This is a genomic window from Cupriavidus sp. PB-02 (genome assembly GCF_058252315.1).
In genome coordinates this window covers 959,589-977,993 of sequence record NZ_JBXPSX010000003.1, presented here as the reverse complement: position 1 = coordinate 977,993, position 18,405 = coordinate 959,589, and the positions used below count along the sequence as shown (strand labels likewise).

The window sequence follows — 18,405 nt, the reverse complement described above, 5'->3', positions numbered from 1 at the left end:
CTGCGACGACCGCCATTACCCTGGGTAGACGTCAGGCGGCCCGGCGAACCTCCGCCGCCACCCCCGCCAGCATGAGGTCGAGGTTCTGCACTGCCGCCCCCGAAGCACCCTTGCCGAGGTTGTCGAACACCGCTGCCAACAGCACCTGCCCGTGCTCGCGGTTGGCGAACACGCCCAGGCGCAGGTCGTTGGTGCCGTTCAGTGCCTGCGGGTCGAGGTGAGTGGCGGCGGCCGATTCGGCCAGCGGCATCACCTCGACATGGCGGGCGTCGGCGTAGTGGTCGAGCAGGCAGGCGTGCAGCCTGCCGACGTCCGTGCCGGATGCCAGCAGGTCCAACTCCAGCGCCACCGTCAGTACGATACCTTGCCGGAAGGCGCCGTAGGCCGGCACGAAGGCGGGGCGCCGTGCCAGGCCCGCGTGCTGCTGGATTTCAGGCGTGTGCTTGTGCGCCAGGTCCAGGCCATAGACCTGGAAGGGCAGGGCCCGGGTGGCCTCCGGTCCCTCGTAGGTATCGACGGCGGTGCGGCCGCCACCCGAATAGCCCGACACCGCGTGGATGGCGATGGGGTAGTCGTGCGGCAGCAGGCCGGCCTCCACCAAGGGGCGCAGCAGGCCGATCGCCCCGGTGGGATAGCAGCCCGGATTGCTGACGCGCAGCGCGCCCGTGATGCGCTGCGCCTGGCCGGCGGCCATCTCCGGAAAGCCATAGGTCCAGCCGGGCTGCGTGCGGTGTGCCGAACTGGCGTCGATCACACGCACCGCAGGGTTGACGATGGACGTCACCGCCTCGCGTGCGGCGGAGTCCGGCAGGCACAGGATGGCGATGTCGCAGCCGTTGATGGCGTCGGCGCGGGCGCGCGCATCTTTGCGCTGGCCGGCGGGCAGTGTCAGCAGGCGCAGATCGTCGCGTCCGCGGAGGCGTTCGTGGATCTGCAGGCCGGTGGTGCCCTGGTCGCCGTCGATGAAAACAAGAGGGTAGCGCATGGGATGGATCCTCGGAGGTGGCGTGAAAGTGGCGGCCCCGGCCCGTGCAGGATCAGCTCTGCGTTGGTGCGGCCGGTACAGGAAGCGCCATCTTGCGCTACCGGATAGAATCGAAAAAGTTGAATTTCATGACGATCAAATTCACGTTTCCTGAACGATATCCTCGTCAGCAGATACGCCCTTAACCGGAGTGCCGCCCCATGCGCGAGATCAGCCTGGACCGCCTGCGTACCCTCGTCGCCATCGCCGATCTGGGTTCCTTCGCCGAAGCTGCGCGCGCGTTGCACTTGGCTCCGCCCACCGTCAGCCTGCACATTGCCGAGCTGGAAGCCCGCGTCGGTGCGCAACTGCTGACGCGTAGGCGCGGCGAGGTGCGTCCGTCGTCCATTGGCGAGACACTGGTCGATCGCGCCCGCCGCCTGTTGGCCGATGCCGACCTTGCGCTGGACGACGTGCAGCGTCAGGTGCAGGGGTTGACCGGCCGCGTGCGCCTCGGCGCCTCGACCGGGGCCATCGCCCACCTGCTGCCGCAGGCGCTGGCCATGCTGGCGGAGCGGCATCCCGACATCGACGTGCAGGTGGCCGTGCTCACCTCGGAGGAGACGCTGGCGCGGCTGGCCGCCGGCACGCTGGAGGTCGGTCTGGTGGCACTGCCACAGGCGCGCGTGGCGGGGCTGACCATCCGCCCTTGGCGGCGCGATCCGGTACGGGCTTTCCTGCCAGCGAGTTGGCCCTGCCCGGCGCGCATCACGCCGGCCTGGCTGGCAACGCGCCCGCTGATCCTGAATGACGACACCACGCGCCTGTCGCGCCTGACCGCCGAGTGGTTCGCCAGCGGTGGCCACAGGCCAGCGCCGCGTATTCAGCTCAACTACAACGACGCCATCAAGAGCCTGGTGGCGGCCGGCTATGGCGCGGCCCTGCTGCCACACGAGGTCACCACGCCGGCGCCGGATGCGCGCGTAGTGATGCGGCCGCTGCGGCCGGCGTTGTGGCGGCGACTGGGGTTGGCGCACAGTGGGGAACGGGTAGAACGTGCCACGGAATACGTACTGGAGGCCCTGTGGGCGCTGCGGGCGGGGTAGCGCCGTTGGCCACACGTCGACCGGCGGCTGTGCGAGGCGCCCAGACCGGACCTTCCAGGGCGTTGCCCGGGGGCATCGTCCGCGCGGCCTGCGTTGCCAGCCATTGGCCTGCGCTATCGGTGCTGCGGCGCCGAGGGTAGGCGTGCAGCCAGCCTGACAAACTGCGCCGCTCCAGAACGTTGCGCCCGGGCGAAAGTAAGCCGCGGTCGCTGGTGGGTGGGCGCGCGGGCGTGCTACGTCGGTCCGAGCTCGCGAGAACGACAGCGTCCGTTCGGCGTCGTTGTTCCTAGCCAATCGGAATGTCGGATACCGCCCGATGAAAGAGGTGTGGCTCTTTCCGAGACTGCTAGCGTAAGGCGGTACCCGACCCGAATGGGTCATCGGTTGGGTCGGACCTGAATGACTGCTTTGGCATGAGATCATGCCATTCGGCGGAGAAGCAGCGCGAAAGTTCCGGCCCTTCTCAGCCGCCCTGCGTGGCGAGGGTGAACGGCTACATCGCGGAGTTACACGTGTCCAAGCGAACTTTGCGGATGCTCCTATAGCCCTGTCGGCAAAAACTTTGCGAGGGCGTCCTGAATAGTCTTGACGATGTAGCCTTGCCGCTTGCGCTGCATGCGCGCAAGCGGTGCGGCTACGCTGACGGCTGCCAGAGGCACCCCGCCGGCGGCCGGAATGGCAAAGCCTACGCCGAGGGTGTCAGTCGCTACATGGTTGCCAATAACGGACCATCCTCGCTCGCGCGTGGCTTTCAACAAGAGCTGCATGCGGTCAGGCGTCATCCCGCCATAACTGCCCAGTGTAGGGGCGTTGGCGGCAATGATTGCTGCGGCCTCGTGTTTGGGCAGAGAAGCCAGCAGCGCTAGTCCGGCAGCGCCAACCCCCAAAGGCTGGCGGCGGCCAACCTGCACGATCAACACCTGGACGGGAAACGTGCCGATCTGGCGGGCAATGCAGTGCGATTGCGCGCCATCGCGCACCACCGCAAATGCTGAGTCCTCGGTAATTTCGCTGATGTGCCGCAGCACCGGTTGCAGCCGCGTCGCGAGGTCGTTCACAGGCGCGCCGCCGGACACGTCCTGAATGCGCGGCCCAGGCACGTACCAGTACCTGTCCCGCTTCGCCACGTAGCCGGCGGTGATCAGCGTGCTCAACAACCGATAGACCGTAGCGCGTTCGAGCGTGCAAAGCCGCATGATTTCCATGACCCGGACGCCTTCTTGTGCGTGTTGCCGGACGCAGTTGAGCACTTCCAGGCCACGTTGTAGCGAACGATTGCCATCGTCGTTGTGCGTTGTCGTCACATTTCTCTATCTATCCGTTTGTCCGGCTAGCGGACATTGTAGCCTTCCCAGCGATCGAGATAAGCGGAAAACTTCATCCCAGCCGAGCCCGCACTGGTCACCTGGCCAGTGGAGCTCGACGGCACATCACTAGACTGGAGACAAGCATGACCATGGCAATGTTGCGCCTGCGGCGCACGCAGACCTCATGTGCCCTGATGCTGGCGTTAACGTTGGCGCTGGGCCCGACCTTGGCCAGCGCGCAGGGCACTGCGGCAGGCACCTATCCAAACCGGCCGGTCACCGTCATCGTGCCGTTTGCTGCCGGCGGCGGCACAGACATCGTGGCCCGCATGCTTGGCAATGAACTGGGCAAGCGCTGGAAGACCGGCGTCGTGGTGGAAAACAAGCCAGGCGCCAGCGGCCAGATCGGCAATGCGCTGGCGGCCCGTGCCAAGCCTGATGGCTACACGCTCCTGCTCTCCACCACTGCGCTGATCCAGGAGCCCGGTCTCTATAAGAAGCTGCCGTACACGGCGGTAAAGGACTTCACGCCGGTGGCCCAGGTGGCCACCTCTACCAACTTCCTCGTAGTGCCCGCATCGTCGCCGGCCAACACGCTCAAGGAATTCATCACCTATGCCAGGGGCCACCAAGGGCGCCTCAGCTATGGGTCGAACGGCAACGGCGGCTCCTCGCACCTGCACGGCTCACTGTTCAATTCGGTCAACAAGCTCGAGATGGTCCATGTACCGTTCGCGGGCTCCGCACCGTTGCTGACGGCGTTGCTGGGCCAACAGGTCGACGCTGCGTTCGTCGACATTTCGCCACTGCGCGCGCAGCTCAACAGCGGCAAGCTGAAGGTACTTGCCGGCACCGGGCCGAAGCGCTCGGCGCTGCTGCCGAATGTGCCGACTATGAGCGAGGAAGGCATCGCGGGCTTCGAGCCCGTGGGCTGGTTCGGCATGTTTGTGCCATCCGGTGTGCCCGCGCCCATCCGCAAGACGATTTCCGATGCGGTGGTGGATGCGCTGAAGACCCCTGAGATCGTCAAGCGATTCGAGGAACTGGGGCTGTCGCCCGCACAGGTGGCCCCCGATGCCTTTGCCGAACGCATGCGCGAAGACACCCCTAAATGGGAACAGATGATCAAGGCTGGAAACGTAACGGTGGAATGACATGCAACTCTCTCCTGAACTCACACACGGCGGCACGATTGCAGACCTCGTGATCTCCGCAATCGAGCGGTTTCCCGAGCGCACGGCGTTTGCCAACGACGATGCCACGGTCAGCTACGCGGCACTGGGCCAGCGCATCAGCCAAATCGCGCAGCACTTTGACAGCCTGGGCCTGAAGCCCGGCGACACAGTGGCCCAACTGGCGGTCAACCGGTTCGAGGTGTTTGCGATCGTCGCCGCGGTCTACATGCGCGGCTTGCGCTCAGTCATGCTGCACGCCATGGGCAGCGAGGCTGACCACGAATTTGTTCTCGATGATTGCGATGCCAGCGTGGTGATCGTTGATTCCTATCACCAGGCGCGCGGCCAGGCGCTGCGCAAACGCTGCGGCAAGGTGCGGGCCTGGATGTCGCTGGGTGGGATTTCAGGCTTCGATGCGCTGGAAGACGCGATGAAGGCCTACCGCCCGGCGCCACTCGTGGCCTATGGCGACTCGGAGCTCGTGGTTCGCGTGGCCTATACCGGGGGAACGACCGGCCGTCCCAAGGGCGTGATGCTGTCCAACCGCGCACTGGCGACCAACGTGGTGCTAGACCTGTCTGCCAAGGAATGGCCGGCCGACGTCAAGTACCTCTGCGTGGCGCCAATCTCGCATGGCGCCGGATCGCTGGTGGTGCCCACGCTGATGCGGGGTGGCTGCGTCACGCTCATGCAGGGCTTCTCCGCCGACGGCCTGATCGACACGATCAACAAATACGGCTGCAACGTGACCTGGCTGGTGCCTACCATGCTGTACGCGCTGCTGGATAGCGCGCGCGTGAAAGAGGTCGATTGGTCGAAGTTCCATTCGCTGATCTACAGCGCAGCGCCCACTTCGCCCTCGCGCATCCGGCAGGCGCTGGATCTTCTGGGCCCCATCCTGATCCAGAGCTACGGGCAGACAGAGTCGCCGAACTCGATTCTGATTTTGGGCAAGCACGATCATCCAGGCCTGAGCGACGCGCAACTGGCCTCGGCCGGGCGCCCATATCCGTTGATGCGCGTCTGCCTGCTCGATGCAGACGGTGCAGAGGTGCCGGCCGGCGAGCGCGGCGAGGTCTGCGTGCGCGGGCCGTTGCTGATGTCGGGCTACCTCAACAATCCGACGGAAACGGCATTGACGCTCAAGGACGGCTGGCTCCACACCGGCGATATTGCCTACAAGGACGCTGACGGCCTGTACTACATCGTCGACCGCAAGAAGGACATGATCATCTCGGGCGGGTTCAACGTGTATCCCAAGGAGATCGAGGACGCCATCTGCGCGCATCCGTCGGTGGCCTCGGCAGCCGTGATCGGCATTCCCGACGAAAAATGGGGTGAGTTGGTTATGGCCTATGTGCAACTGAAGGACGGCTGCCAGGTGTCGGAAGACGAGATTGCCGCAACGGTGCGCCAGGCCAAGGGCGCCGTGGCCACGCCCAAGCGGGTGGAAATTATCGACGCGTTGCCGCTCACACCGCTCGGCAAGATCGACAAGAAGGCGCTGCGGTCCCGCCACTGGAACGCCGACCAGCGATCTGTCCATTGAAGAGTCCTGCCATGAACGAAACCCAAGCCTATATCTGCGGCGCCTACGAGCACCCGACGCGGCACGCGCCGGACAAGTCCGTCGCCCAACTCCACGCCGAATGCGCCAAGGGGGCGCTGGCCGATGCGGGGCTCACCCTTGCCGATGTCGACGGCTATTTTTGCGCGGGCGATGTGCCGGGCGGCACGCCGCTGCTGATGGCCGACTACCTGAACCTGCGGTTGCGCTGGCTCGACAGCACCGAGCTTGGCGGATGCTCCTACATCTCTCTGGTGTCGCACGCCACCGCCGCCATCGCGGCGGGTAAGTGTTCGGTGGCACTGATCACCATGGCAGGGCGCCCGCGCAGCACCGGCCAGTCGGTAGGCATCAAACCACGCGCATTGAGCCCGGACCGGCCTGAAGCAGTCTGGGACAGCCCGAGCCAATGGACCATCGCCACGATTTACGGTATGGCAGCGCAGCGCCATATGCACGAGTTCGGCACTACGGCGGAGCAGATGGCGTGGGTCAAGGTGGCCGCATCGACCCATGCGCAGCACAACCCGCAGGCCTTCCTGCCGAAGCTTGTCACGGTAGAAGACGTATTGGGGTCGGGCGTCATTGCCGATCCGCTGCACAAGATGGACTGCTGCGTGGTCACCGACGGCGGCGGGGCGCTCGTAGTAACCAGCGCGGCCGTGGCGCGTTCGCTCAAGCGGCCCCTGGTCAAGGTGCTGGGCACCGGCGAAACCGTGCACACCAATCAGGGGGGCATGGTGGACTTGACCGTCACGGGCGCCACGAAGGCGGGCACGGAAGCCTTCGCACAGGCAGGGCTCGGGCCGAAGGACATCCAGTACGCGTCCATTTACGACAATTTCACCATCATGGTGATCCTGCAACTGGAAGACCTCGGCTTTTGCAAGAAGGGGCAGGGTGGCGCGTTCGTGGCCGACGGCAACCTGATCTCCGGCAAGGGCCAGTTGCCGTGGAACACCGACGGCGGCGGCCTGTGCAACAACCATCCGCAGAATCGCGGCGGCGTCACCAAAGTCATCGAGGCCGTCAGGCAATTGCGAGGCGAAGCCCACCCGAAGGTGCAGGTTCCGGACTGTTCCATCGCGATGGCAAGCGGGCCCGGCCTCGTGCTCGGCGGCGGCCATGCGTACTCCGCGCTGATTCTGGAAAGGGAGTGACAACATGACACAGAAATCGTTTCTGGAAGATCCGTACGTGGCCGCCAACCCCGAGAGCCTGCCATTCTGGCGCGCGGCCGAGGAAGGCGTGCTGCTTGGCAAGTCTTGCAGCGACTGCGGCAAGGTGCACTGGTACCCGCGCGAGATCTGCCCGTTCTGCGGCAGCGACCAGACGGAATGGAAGCCGCTCAGCGGGCGCGGCACAGTCTACGCGTTCTCCACGTTGCGGCGCGCCGCGCAGCCCTATACGGTGGCGTACGTGCAATTGGCGGAAGGCCCCACCATGCTGACCAACCTAGTCGAGATCGACGATGACGACATGCAGGTCGGCATGCCGGTCCGGGTGGTTTTCCGGCGCACCGACGAAGGCCGTAACGCCCCCAGCTTTACGGCGGAGGTGGCACGATGAATCAACCGTTCTCGAATACGTCAGCGCTCGTCACGGGCGGCGCCTCGGGCCTCGGCCTGGCCACGGCCACCGCATTGGTCAAGCGCGGCGCGCATGTCGTCATCCTGGACCTGCCGTCATCGCGCGGGGCCGAGGTGTGCTACCAACTCGGGGCGACCGCCTGCTTCGTCCCCGGCAATGTGCTGGACGAAGACGACGTGCACCGCGCCCTAACGCGAGCGGGCGACGCCGCGCCGTTTCGCTGGCTGGTGCATTGCGCCGGACGTGGCGCACCGGTCCGCGTGGTGGAGAAGGATGGCGCGCCCGGTTCCCTGTCCAGCTTTGCCGAAGTGATACAACTGAACGTCATTGGTACCTTCAATGTATTGCGCCTGGCGGCGGCGCAGATGGCACAGACCCCGCCTCACAACGAGAGCGGCGAACGCGGCGCGTGCGTGCTGACTGCGTCTGTCGCGGCTTTCGAGGGCCAGATCGGGCAGATACCCTATAGCGCCGGCAAGGCCGCCATCGTGGGCATGACGCTCGTGGCGGCGCGCGATCTTGCGCAACGCGGCATTCGCGTCAATACGATTGCGCCAGGGCTCTTCGATACGCCGCTGCTCGCTCGGGTGCCGGAGAAGGTGAAAGCGGGGCTGGCCGCATCCGTGCCGTTTCCCGCGAGGCTGGGGCAGCCCGGTGAGTTTGCGAAGCTGGCGATACAGTTGCTGGAGAACGAGATGCTGAACGGCGAGACTATCCGGCTGGATGGGGCCATCCGCATGCAGCCCCGCTAAGTGAGGGAGAGAGATATGGAAACAGGTTTCCCGATGCCGCTGCGCCTCGACGGTCGGCATGTGTTCGTTGCGGGTGGCGGTTCGGTCGGACCCGGTTGGAGCATCGGACGCGCTGCGTCGGTACTATACGCGCGGCTTGGCGCCAGCGTATCGGTCGCTGACCGCGACGAAGCCTCCGCCCGCGAGACATTGCGGCTGATCGAGGAGGAGGGCGGTCGCGCGGTTGCCCTTTTTGGTGACGTGACGCTCGAGCAGGATGTCGGGCGGCTCTTTGACGAGGCGCGCGATGCATTCGGGCCGGTGGACGTGCTGCACTACAACGTCGGCATCGGCAAGGTAGGTGGCGCCATGGAAACGAGCGCGGCCGACATGGCGCGCATAAACGGTACCAATGTCGGCGGCCTGCTGCTGTGCGTACAAGCGGTGCTTCCAGGCATGAAGGAGCGGCATCGCGGCGCAATCGTCGCCATCTCGTCCATCGCGGGTCATCGCTATCTCGGCTATTCCCACCTTGCGTATGGCGTGACGAAGGCCGCCACGGAGCAGTACATCCGCCTGGTAGCCCACGAATACGCGGCCGACGGCATCCGCGCCAACACAGTGGTGCCCGGATTGATCGACACCCCGCGGATTGCCAGCACAGTGGCAAAGATGTACGACGCGGAGGATTTCGATCGAGCCAGGCAGGAGCGTGCGCGTCAGGTGCCAGTGGGCCGCATGGGCACCCCATGGGACGTGTCTCACGCATGCGCTTTCCTCGTATCGGACGCCGCCGCCTACATCACCGGCACCGAGTTGATGGTCGACGGTGGTATCACCGGAAAATTCATCTGAGATATGGCAACACGGCACCAAGAGGGCACTGTGCTGGTGACTGGCGGCTCGAACGGCATCGGGCGGGCCACCGTCGAGCGGCTCCTTGTCGATGGCTATGATGTCATCAACATGGACATAGCGCGTCCCACCCAAGCGCTGCCACGCGAGACCTATGTGGAGGCGGATCTCGCAAATGAGGCTGCACTCCACGAGGCGCTGGTCAAGGCTACGTCTGGCCGGAGCATCACGCGCCTGGTGAACAACGCGGGTATTGTTCGGCCTGCCGCCATCGATCTGGTCACGACGTCGGATCTTCAGGCGGCGGTCGCGGTGAATCTAGCCGCCGTGATCGCCTGCGTGCAAGCGGTGCTGCCGGCCATGCGCGAGGCGAAGTTCGGCCGAATCGTCAATATCTCGAGCCGCGCCGCGCTGGGAAAGAGCGAACGCATTGCCTATTCGGCCACCAAGGCCGGCTTGCACGGACTGACGCGGACGCTGGCGCTGGAACTGGCCGCCGAAGGCATCACGGCAAACGCGATTGGACCGGGACCGATCGCCACCGAGTTGTTCCAGTGTGTCAATCCACCGGGTGCGCCCGCGACGACGCGCATCATCGACGCGATTCCCGTGCGCCGCATGGGTGACCCGGCAGAGGTGGCGCATATGGTGAGCGGACTGCTCGACGCGCGCGCCGGCTTCACGACCGGGCAGGTGATTTATGTATGCGGTGGAATGACAGTAGGACTGACAACATGACGACAACGGGAAAACTCGACAGCAAGGTGGCATTGATCACAGGTTCCGGTCGCGGCGTGTGGCAAGCGCTGGCGCTCAAGCTGGCCGGCAAAGGGGCGAGGCTGGTTATCAACGACCTGGACGCCGAACCTGCCCACGAGACCGTGGCGATGATAGAAGCGCGTGGCAGTCAGGCCGTCGCCTGCGTGGGTAGTGTCACGGCGCCTGACTTTGCTGAGCGGTTCATCGAGACGGCGATGGCCCGGTATGGTGGTATCGACATCATCGTCAACAATGCCGGCTATACGTGGGACAGCGTGATCCAGAAAATGACGGACGAGCAGTGGCAGGCCATGATCGATTGCCATCTGACCGCGCCGTTCCGCATTTTGCGCGCCGCCTACCCGGTGTTCAGCGCGCAAGCCAAGGCAGATCTGGCAGCCGGCCGGGAAAGTGTTGCGCAAGGTGGTAAACATCTCCTCCAATTCGGGGCTCAACGGTAACGTTGGCCAGGTCAACTACAGCGCGGCCAAAGCAGGGATGGTCGGTCTGACGAAAACCTTGGCCAAGGAATGGGGACGCCTGAAGGTCAACGTCAATTGCGTGGCCTTCGGGCTGGTTACTACGCGGCTGACCGAAGCGAACGCCAAGGCTGGCGCGACCGTGGATATCGAAGGGCGGAAGGTCCGGGTCGGCGTCAATCCCGAGTTGCTGAAGACGTTTACACAGCGCTGTCCGCTGGGTCGCCCTGGCACGGTCGAGGAAGCTGCCGGCGCCATGTATCTGTACTGTGCACCGGAGTCGGACTACATCACAGGGCAGGTGATTTCCGTGTCGGGCGGGGCATGACAACGCGAATTGAGGGCAGTGATTGACCAATTCAGTCGGCAGGTATGAGAATCGCCTCGTGGTCGGCTCGGCTGTCCGCAGCGCCTGACGCGCGAGCGGGGAGTTGTCACTTCTCGGCAAAATCGACTCCAAGCTCCCCCTATGCGGGAATGACCGAAACCAATCGGCTTCGGTCATCTGCCGCTTGCCCGTTGACTGATCCAAACTGGCTGCCGGATACTGCCGCTGCGCTCCCTCCAGACTCCCAAGCAGAGGTGAGCGCTGCGCGCGTGGCCAGGATTCACGTGACGCCGGCCTTGCCAGGGCGCGCAATAAGGTTCGATAACGTTCTGCTTATCGGCAACCCTGGGGGTGATTTTTATTCCACTTTTCGCGTTGCCATTTGATAACTATTATCAAGGACGGTACACTTCATTTCGTGACCGCCCGGACGCCATTGGGCCGGCCCCGTCTGAAGAGGAGCAAATATGATCAGTGCCGACCTTGGACAACAACTCGAGCGCTACGTGACCGAACTTGTCGCCTCGGGCCGCTATGGCTCTAAGAGCGAAGTACTGCGCGAAGGCGTGCGTCTGATTCAGGACCGCGAAGCGCAACTGATGGCGCTGGACGCGGCGCTCGCGCAAAGCCTGGCCGAGGCAGACGCGGGCCGCGGCACCGAAGCAGCCACCGTGTTCGACCGCCTTGAGGCCAAATATCGCGCCGCGGCAGGCAGAACGCCCGGGCACGGTGCATGATCGTCGTTCGCCTGACGCCGCTGGCCGAGGCCGAACTCGAAGCCATCGCCGACTACATTGCCCGCGACAACCCGCGCCGCGCGCTCTCCTTCGTGCAGGAGTTGCGCGACCGGTGCCTGTCGCTCGCAGACATGCCGTTTGCCTTCCCGCTGGTACCCCGCTATGAGGACCGAGGCATCCGGCACCGCGTACACGGCAACTACCAGATCTTCTACCGCGTGTTGGGCGATCCGCCTGCGCGAATCGACGTGCTGCACGTGCTGCACAGCGCCCGCAACTATGCCGCGCTGCTGTTCAACTGAGGCCGCCCGGCCTGAGTACGGCGAACATTTCCCTGTCGCCGGTAACTCGAAGAGGAGCATAGTCATGACTTCAGCAAAATGAATATGCCTCACATGTTGTGCTTCGCGGAGGCTTAGCCGAGAGAGGAATTGTCTACGCACTGCGTAGACATTTGAGGTCGCGTCAGCTTCGCTGACCGACGATTTAGGCAATAAGGTGGAGGGCGGTGCGCCATGATTGACTCTGCCTGGATCGCCCGAAGCGCATGCATGGAACGCAGCGAGAATTGACATAACGCCCGATCTAACCCGTTCGTTCGCCGCGGTCGTCCGGTGCCGCTTCTTCGGGCCGCAATGACGTACCAAAGCGTATCTTGGAGGCTCAGATCATCAAAGCCAAGTCAGATAGCTGGCTTGGCTACGCAGGCTGCCTTAACGCTTCAATGGTGTGGTTAGCACGGTCTCATTCGTGTCCACGACGAACACCGCAAGCAGCTTGGCGGGCTCGGTCTTGCTCGCGTTGGCGCTGACGTCGTGCCGGTCGCCAGGCATTTCGGTGAAGTTCTGCCCCTTCGTGAACGTGCGAAGTGGTCCGCCGTTGAGCTGGTTCAGCACGGCGCCTTCCAGCACTGTTGCGTAAATCATTGCCGACTTGGCGTGGGTATGCGCGGCGTTGACGCCGCCCGGCTCATACTCCACCAGTACGCCCTTGACACTCTTGCCCGGCAAGTTAGGGATTTCCTGCTGGTACACGAGCGTGACTTTCACGCCCGTGGAGGTGGTTGCCAATCCTTGCACTGGCACAGTTGCCTGATGGCCGGAATGGTCTTGGGCGAGGGCTGCCTGCAAGGGCAGGGCGGCCAAGATCATCGACGCGATAAGGAGCTTCATGTTGTGTCTCCGGTGGATGTAGGTATATCGCTCACAGTCGATATCATCAGACGGGTTGTTGGCATTGATACCAAGTGGCGTGTGTAGTCGTGCCAAGTCGAGCGTCGCCGAGGGGCACGAGGGACATCTCGCCGACGGTCCCCCCAAAGTACTTCGCTTCGGGGTCGCGAGCTACCCGGCGTGTGTCACCGCTCATAGCCATGTGGCAGCTGACAATGTCGTCGAACGGTTGACGCTCCGGACCGGCGATTTCGACGATGCCATTGACTGGAGCAGCCACGGCGAGCTCCGCGTGGAAAGTGGCAACATCGTCCGCGGCCGCGCGCTGCCGCCCGGTGGTCTTACTGCTGATCAACCCGGTTCCGCCGATGATCACAATCTTCTGGTTTGCTTGCATGACGTGCTCCACTCTTTGGGGGCTGCGATTGTGCAGGGCCGAGTGAATAGTAGATGAGGAAAAACCGTCATACCTTCCCGAATTTATGGCTTACTCCACATGAGCGCGCGCCAGCCACTGATCGAGACTGGTGCGGCCTATCCGCGCGTCGCCCAGCGGCACGAGCGACAGTTCCTCGACATGGCCGCCGTAATATCGCGCGTCGCGATCTGTCACGACGGTGCGCGCGTCGCCCACCGACTTCAGATAGCGCGAAACGATCTCCGCGAAGGACGCGCGGTCCGGTCCGGCGATGTCGATGGTGCCGTTTAGCGGCGCAGCGAGCGCGACCTGCGCAAGCGCCGCCGCGACGTCATCCGCAGCGATCGGCTGGAACATCCCGTCACCAATGCGCACAGTGCCGCCATCCGTGCCGTAATCCGCGATGCCGCCGATGAATTCCATGAACTGCGTGGCGCGCACGATCGTGTATGGCACACCGGCCGCGTCGATCACCGCTTCCTGTGCAACCTTGGCCGTGAAATACACGTTGTCCGGCATGCGGTCGGTACCGACGATCGACAGCGCGACGTGATGGCGCACGCCCGCGGCCACCTCGGCCTTGCCGAGATTGCGTGCCGAGGTGCGGAAGAAGTCGAGCACCGCCTGTGGCTCCCAAGACGGCGCATTCGTCACATCCACGACGACATCTGCATTCACCAGTGCATGGCTTAGGCCTTCGCCCGTTACCGTGTTGACACCGGTACGCGGCGATGCGGCTACTGCCGTATGGCCCGCCTCATTGAGCAGCGTGACAAGACGTGAGCCGATCAGGCCAGAACCACCGATTACAACGATCTGCATGGCAGATTCTCCATATGAGGGTAGAGGAACGCGCTGCGCACCTGGTGTGGCGGCATCACTTAAAGTGCCTGTCACCGTCGCATCGCATGAGGCCATTGTGGAACAATCATGCCCTATGGATAAGGGCCAAGAATTAACCATTTGACTAGTCCAAGTTCTTTCTGCACCCTTTTGCCCGCGAGACTGTCATGACGGTACGAAACCCCACGTTGGCCATTGAGATCGACCGCCAGAAGCCGTTGCCGATCTATCTGCAGATTTGCGAGCGTTTCAGAACGGCGATCGCGGCGGGACATCTTCGCCCGGGTGATCGGGTGCCGGCGTTGCGCGGCCTCGCCACGCAGTTGAATACGGCGCGAGGCACCGTCGAACTGGCCTATACGATCCTTGTCGACGAGGGCTACCTGCAGATGCGTGGCGCTGCCGGCACGTTTGTATCGCCTTCGCTATCGGAATCCCTGATGCAAGCGGCACCTGCAGGCGGCCGCCAGGATGCCCCTGACGCGCCGACCACTCAGGGTGCGGGCGCAGCGAAGACGCCAGACGCATCACCCAGCGACCAGCCGATGGCACGCCAGTCGGCGATCGCCGTCGCCCTGAGCGGCGAGCCGCGACCCTTGCAGCCAGGGCTGCCGGCGCTTGACGCATTTCCGCGCAAGATATGGAGTCGGCTCGTTTCGCGGCGTGCGCGCAGCGGCGAACGCACTTTGCTTGCCTACCCGGATCCGGTGGGTTATCTGCCGCTGCGCGAACATATCGCCACCTATCTTGGCCTGTCGCGTGGTGTCACATGTCTGCCCGATCAGGTGTTCATTACCAGTGGCTACCGCGCGACGCTCGAACTGGTATTGCGCAGTCTTGCGAGCCCCGGCGACCGCATGTGGTTCGAGGACCCCGGTTATCTGCTTGCGCGCAGCTTCCTGGCCGAGACCGGCGTGCAGCTCGTCCCGGTGCCCATCGATGAAGAAGGCATCGATGTCGAGCGCGGCATCGAACGGGACCCGGAGGCGCGCTTCGCGCTCGTCACGCCATCGCATCAGAGCCCCCTGGGGAACACGCTGTCGCTCGCAAGGCGCATGGCGTTGCTGAGTTGGGCAGAGACAGCGTCTCGCTGGATTATCGAAGACGACTATGACAGCGAGTTCCGCTACCTGGGCCGGCCCTTGCCGGCCTTGAAGAGCCTCGACCGGCATGACCGCGTGCTCTATTGCGGCACGTTCAGCAAGGTGATGTTCCCCGGTCTGCGGCTCGCGTACATGGTGGTGCCGGAGCGCGCGGTCGAGCGTGTTGGACGGGTGGCGTGCAGCATGAATGCCGGCGCGCCAACGCTGTTTCAGGCGGCGTTGGCAGATTTCATTGAACAGGGCCATTTTGCGCGGCATGTGAAGCGGATGCGCACGTTGTATGGACAGCGGCGCCTGTTGATTGCGCAAGCCTTGAAGCAGACGTTTGGCGAACGGCTGACCGTTGAATTGCCGCCCGGCGGAATCCAGTTCTCAGTGCAATTCGCCAAGGCTGCCCATGGTCCGGTCGATGATGTCGCCGTCGCCTCACGTGCCCGCCAGGCGGGACTTGCAGTGCTGCCGCTTTCGATCTGGTATGCGCACGGCCGTATGCGGGACACGCCGCGAGGCCTGGTGATGGGTTTCGCAAACATCACCGATGCGAACGAAGCGGGCCGTCTCGCGCGTACGTTACGGGCATGCCTTGATGGCTGACTTGCGCGCCATGTAGAGGGGTGGCCGGGATTCGCAAATATGTGAGGCTTCGCATATTTGCGAATCCCGGCCGGCCTTCTTTAACATCGGAAACGTAGAGGGCCACACAGAAGCATGGTGGCATGAAAATATACGTCGTGGCGTCATTACTGCAGGCTTTCATGACGAACCGGGTGACAAGGGAGGGAAAATCCTCAAGCGTCGCCCGTTATTTTTTTCGTCGGCTGACCTAGGGTGCGCAAGACCTCTACGGAAGATGTGCTCCCAACCCTAAGGTTGGGCATATTTTCTGGGGTAACGCGAGTGCCAGTGGTAAAACGTTGTGCATCCAACCATTGTCACGGCACAGAGCAGTCCAGACCACAGCCTCACCACGCGTTTGATTGTCTATTTATGCGACCTACTTGCTAGGGCCCGAGAAGGCTAGCAAGAATTCTAGAGGCAGCAAGCGCCCGAAGGTAGTGGCAGCATCGGACCCCGACCCGGGCGATTGCGGTCTACTGTGCGAACGACCGATGCTCGGCCCAAACTGCCCGGCTACGGCGGTTGCGCTGCCCCCATCTCTGGCGAGTCACGGTTTGCCGCAGCGCGCCGGGCCGGAATGGACGTGAGGCGCTGGCATTGCTGGGAGGGCATCGATAGCTTTGATAACGTTGTGCTTGTCGCGCGTCGTCAGTACGTGGAGGCGCGGTGCATGCAGACTTGGACGCCGAACGCCAGGCGCACGGCGCGACCTCAGCTGAGACTAGACGCCGCTGGCCGGCAGCTGGCGGAACTGGGTACCCAATTCTCGGCGGAACTCGAGCGCGCGAGAGAACAGGTGGCCATCGTGCAGGAACGCGCCGAGGCCAGTGAACATTACGCGCTGCGCGAACTGGACCAGGAAAGCACCTTGCTTCGTCCCTGCTTGGATTCGTCAACGACGCGTCCCGTGAGGTCGCGTTGTCCGTCGAGGTCCAGCACGAACTGGACGCTGCACTTGGCAGGATCGTTCGCATCTTTGCGAAGCCGAATCGTCGGTTCAGCGAGCGTCGTTCTGTGGCTGCCGGGGAGCCCATGGCACATGCCGGCGGGGCTGCACATTCCGATCCGCTGCAGGAGGCGCGCGAACGTGGTCACCTGGCAGCCGCACGGGAGTGGGAACAGCCGGAGAACCTGTCTCTTAAGGACGCCGCGCTTTATGCGGGACGTTCGGACCGCGCCATCAACTAGGACCGCCAGGCGGGGCGCCTCTATGCCCTCGTGCTGCCGGGGCGCGAGCGAGGGTTTCACTATCCGTCGTGGCAGTTCCACGTCGATTCCGAGCGGCTGGTCGCTGTGCTTGCACCATTCGTGGCCGCGGGAGCGAGCTGTTGGGTTATCCATAATTTTCTGCATCGCCCGCAAGAAGGCCTGGAGGGACGCACACCGGCGGATTGCATCGCCGACGCAGCGGCCCCGATAGACGCCGTTGTGCGGCTCGTCGACGCACGGTACCGCGACGAGCAGGGCGCCGCATGACCTTTAGCGCAGAAGAATTGGGTTGTCCGCTGCCGCCCGCCGGCCGACCTGGCCGACCGTCGGCTTGCCACAAAGATGCTCGATCTCGAGAGGGTAGCGCTCTGGCGGATCCATCGCGCGCACCTGGATCCTATTTACTACAACCGCCGCGCGCCGGGCGTGACCCATTACCGGTTCGATGCGGCAGGTGGCGAGTTCGGCGTCCTCTATGCAGCCCCCAGCTTTGCCGCGTGCATGGCCGAAGCGGTCATTCGGGAGCGCTTCCAGGGACAACGTCTGCCGCTAATGCTCGATGAGCATGAACTGAGCAGCCGATGCGTTTGCAGGCTCGCCTTGGCCGATCGCCGGCCTCTCGTGCTCGCTGATCTTACCGGTGCGCTGACTGCCCTTGGCATGGACGCTCGAGTGTTTTCGGTCACCGACTACCTTGGCCCGAACCTGTGGAGTTCGGCATTGCATGCGGCATTTCCTCGGATCGACGGCTTGTATTTTCAGTCGCGCCTGGCGGGTGAGCCCAGCGTCGCGATCTTCGATGACCGTGCCCAACTGGTGCCAGCAGGTATGCCAACTCCGCTGTTCGACTTTCCCGAATTGGGCCCCTATCTGACAGCCAATCAAATTGGCCTAGCGCCAACCGACGACGATTGGACGTCGAACGCCTAGCGCGGTCAGGCGACGTACAGCGCGACACTGGAGCCGGGCGGCGGTCTGACTGGGTCCTCGCGGTTTTCGTCATGCAACACCGGAGTTTAGACATAATTGCCGGGTATGTCTCATGAACGGTCGGCGGCATCGCCGACCTTGGGCCCCGGCGAGAGGTCTTCATCACCGGAGGGGCAGCGCGGCGCGGCACGCCCAAGGGATCTCCGCCTCTATCCGGTCGTCTCTTCCCGACCCGAAGCGGTCAGTTGCAACTCTCAAAAGCGGACGTTCGCAAGCCGGTGCTACCAGACTCTTGATTCGTAGCTGGTAGGAGGCCGGCCGTGAATCCTTTCGAAGGCAAGCAAGATGTCAGCTTTTGAAAACGGGATGCCATGGGCCAATAATTCTATGTAAGGAATAAGCCAATCCGCCCCGGTAATCTCGAAGTGCTCCTTCCATTTTTCCTCTAGCGCTTCGGCGGCAGACACCACACATCCGGCGGCGCCATGACCAACGCCCTCGCTGAATGCTATTG

At 63.7% G+C, this 18,405-nt stretch carries 18 protein-coding genes and 2 pseudogenes; 15 read left to right on the top strand and 5 right to left on the bottom strand.

Annotated features, from left to right (window positions below):
- Window positions 1-31 precede the first annotated feature (31 nt).
- Window positions 32-985 (bottom strand): N-acetyl-gamma-glutamyl-phosphate reductase, encoded by a 954-nt coding sequence (gene argC, locus AC10V3_RS39035; RefSeq protein ID WP_349604854.1) that lies wholly within the window; start codon window positions 983-985, stop codon window positions 32-34.
- A gap of 200 nt (window positions 986-1,185) precedes the next feature.
- Between argC and AC10V3_RS39030 the strand changes: the two genes are divergently transcribed.
- The gene (locus AC10V3_RS39030) at window positions 1,186-2,070 is read left to right on the top strand and encodes a LysR family transcriptional regulator (RefSeq protein ID WP_349604853.1); all 885 of its coding nucleotides are present in this window, start codon (window positions 1,186-1,188) and stop codon (window positions 2,068-2,070) included.
- Between the two features lie 539 nt (window positions 2,071-2,609).
- Here the strand turns inward: AC10V3_RS39030 and AC10V3_RS39025 are convergent.
- Window positions 2,610-3,374 carry an IclR family transcriptional regulator gene (locus tag AC10V3_RS39025; RefSeq protein WP_349604852.1) on the bottom strand — a complete coding sequence of 255 codons (765 nt, stop codon included), beginning with the start codon at window positions 3,372-3,374 and terminating at the stop codon, window positions 2,610-2,612.
- A gap of 146 nt (window positions 3,375-3,520) precedes the next feature.
- Between AC10V3_RS39025 and AC10V3_RS39020 the strand changes: the two genes are divergently transcribed.
- From AC10V3_RS39020 to AC10V3_RS38975, 10 genes and pseudogenes are all read left to right on the top strand, one after another.
- A complete protein-coding gene (locus AC10V3_RS39020; protein ID WP_349604851.1) occupies window positions 3,521-4,531 on the top strand; it encodes a Bug family tripartite tricarboxylate transporter substrate binding protein in 1,011 nt (336 codons plus the stop codon).
- Between the two features lies 1 nt (window position 4,532).
- On the top strand, window positions 4,533-6,101 hold the full coding sequence (locus AC10V3_RS39015) for an AMP-binding protein (protein ID WP_349604850.1): 1,569 nt from the start codon (window positions 4,533-4,535) through the stop codon (window positions 6,099-6,101).
- Window positions 6,102-6,112: 11 nt separating this feature from the next.
- A complete protein-coding gene (locus tag AC10V3_RS39010; protein ID WP_349604848.1) occupies window positions 6,113-7,279 on the top strand; it encodes a thiolase family protein in 1,167 nt (388 codons plus the stop codon).
- Between the two features lie 4 nt (window positions 7,280-7,283).
- Window positions 7,284-7,688, top strand: a complete 405-nt coding sequence (locus AC10V3_RS39005) for a Zn-ribbon domain-containing OB-fold protein (RefSeq protein WP_454753712.1) — start codon at window positions 7,284-7,286, stop codon at window positions 7,686-7,688.
- Window positions 7,685-8,461 (top strand): SDR family NAD(P)-dependent oxidoreductase, encoded by a 777-nt coding sequence (locus AC10V3_RS39000; RefSeq protein WP_349604845.1) that lies wholly within the window; start codon window positions 7,685-7,687, stop codon window positions 8,459-8,461. Before AC10V3_RS39005 ends, AC10V3_RS39000 begins: the two co-directional genes overlap by 4 nt.
- 15 nt (window positions 8,462-8,476) lie before the next feature.
- Window positions 8,477-9,295 (top strand): SDR family NAD(P)-dependent oxidoreductase, encoded by an 819-nt coding sequence (locus AC10V3_RS38995; RefSeq protein WP_349604844.1) that lies wholly within the window; start codon window positions 8,477-8,479, stop codon window positions 9,293-9,295.
- A gap of 3 nt (window positions 9,296-9,298) precedes the next feature.
- Window positions 9,299-10,033, top strand: coding sequence for an SDR family oxidoreductase (locus AC10V3_RS38990; protein ID WP_349604843.1), 735 nt, complete (start codon window positions 9,299-9,301; stop codon window positions 10,031-10,033).
- A pseudogene (locus tag AC10V3_RS38985) lies at window positions 10,030-10,861 on the top strand (SDR family NAD(P)-dependent oxidoreductase). Before AC10V3_RS38990 ends, AC10V3_RS38985 begins: the two are co-directional and overlap by 4 nt.
- A 467-nt stretch (window positions 10,862-11,328) precedes the next feature.
- Complete coding sequence (locus tag AC10V3_RS38980) at window positions 11,329-11,598, top strand: type II toxin-antitoxin system ParD family antitoxin (protein ID WP_349604841.1); 270 nt, start codon at window positions 11,329-11,331, stop codon at window positions 11,596-11,598.
- Window positions 11,595-11,900 (top strand): type II toxin-antitoxin system RelE/ParE family toxin, encoded by a 306-nt coding sequence (locus tag AC10V3_RS38975; RefSeq protein ID WP_349604839.1) that lies wholly within the window; start codon window positions 11,595-11,597, stop codon window positions 11,898-11,900. The genes AC10V3_RS38980 and AC10V3_RS38975 overlap by 4 nt, the downstream gene beginning before the upstream one ends.
- A 411-nt stretch (window positions 11,901-12,311) precedes the next feature.
- Here the strand turns inward: AC10V3_RS38975 and AC10V3_RS38970 are convergent, their stop codons facing one another.
- The 3 genes from AC10V3_RS38970 to AC10V3_RS38960 form a co-directional block, all read right to left on the bottom strand.
- Entirely contained in the window at window positions 12,312-12,770 is a 459-nt protein-coding gene (locus AC10V3_RS38970; RefSeq protein ID WP_349604838.1) for a cupin domain-containing protein, read from the bottom strand.
- Window positions 12,771-12,816: 46 nt separating this feature from the next.
- Window positions 12,817-13,167: a hypothetical protein gene (locus AC10V3_RS38965; RefSeq protein WP_454753717.1), complete on the bottom strand. Its 351-nt coding sequence runs from the start codon at window positions 13,165-13,167 to the stop codon at window positions 12,817-12,819.
- A gap of 90 nt (window positions 13,168-13,257) precedes the next feature.
- Window positions 13,258-14,010: an SDR family oxidoreductase gene (locus AC10V3_RS38960; protein WP_349604836.1), complete on the bottom strand. Its 753-nt coding sequence runs from the start codon at window positions 14,008-14,010 to the stop codon at window positions 13,258-13,260.
- 188 nt (window positions 14,011-14,198) lie between these two features.
- Here AC10V3_RS38960 and pdxR point away from each other — a divergent pair, with 188 nt between their 5' ends.
- The 4 genes and pseudogenes from pdxR (at window position 14,199) to AC10V3_RS38940 (ending at window position 17,891) form a co-directional block, all read left to right on the top strand.
- Complete coding sequence (gene pdxR, locus AC10V3_RS38955; RefSeq protein ID WP_490924370.1) at window positions 14,199-15,728, top strand: MocR-like pyridoxine biosynthesis transcription factor PdxR; 1,530 nt, start codon at window positions 14,199-14,201, stop codon at window positions 15,726-15,728.
- A gap of 687 nt (window positions 15,729-16,415) precedes the next feature.
- Window positions 16,416-16,620: pseudogene (locus AC10V3_RS38950) on the top strand (DNA-binding protein); the annotation flags it as partial.
- Window positions 16,621-16,670: 50 nt separating this feature from the next.
- Window positions 16,671-16,940, top strand: a complete 270-nt coding sequence (locus AC10V3_RS38945) for a hypothetical protein (protein ID WP_349604834.1) — start codon at window positions 16,671-16,673, stop codon at window positions 16,938-16,940.
- A 363-nt stretch (window positions 16,941-17,303) separates the two neighbouring features.
- Window positions 17,304-17,891 carry an RES family NAD+ phosphorylase gene (locus AC10V3_RS38940; RefSeq protein WP_349604832.1) on the top strand — a complete coding sequence of 196 codons (588 nt, stop codon included), beginning with the start codon at window positions 17,304-17,306 and terminating at the stop codon, window positions 17,889-17,891.
- Window positions 17,892-18,405: the final 514 nt, after the last annotated feature.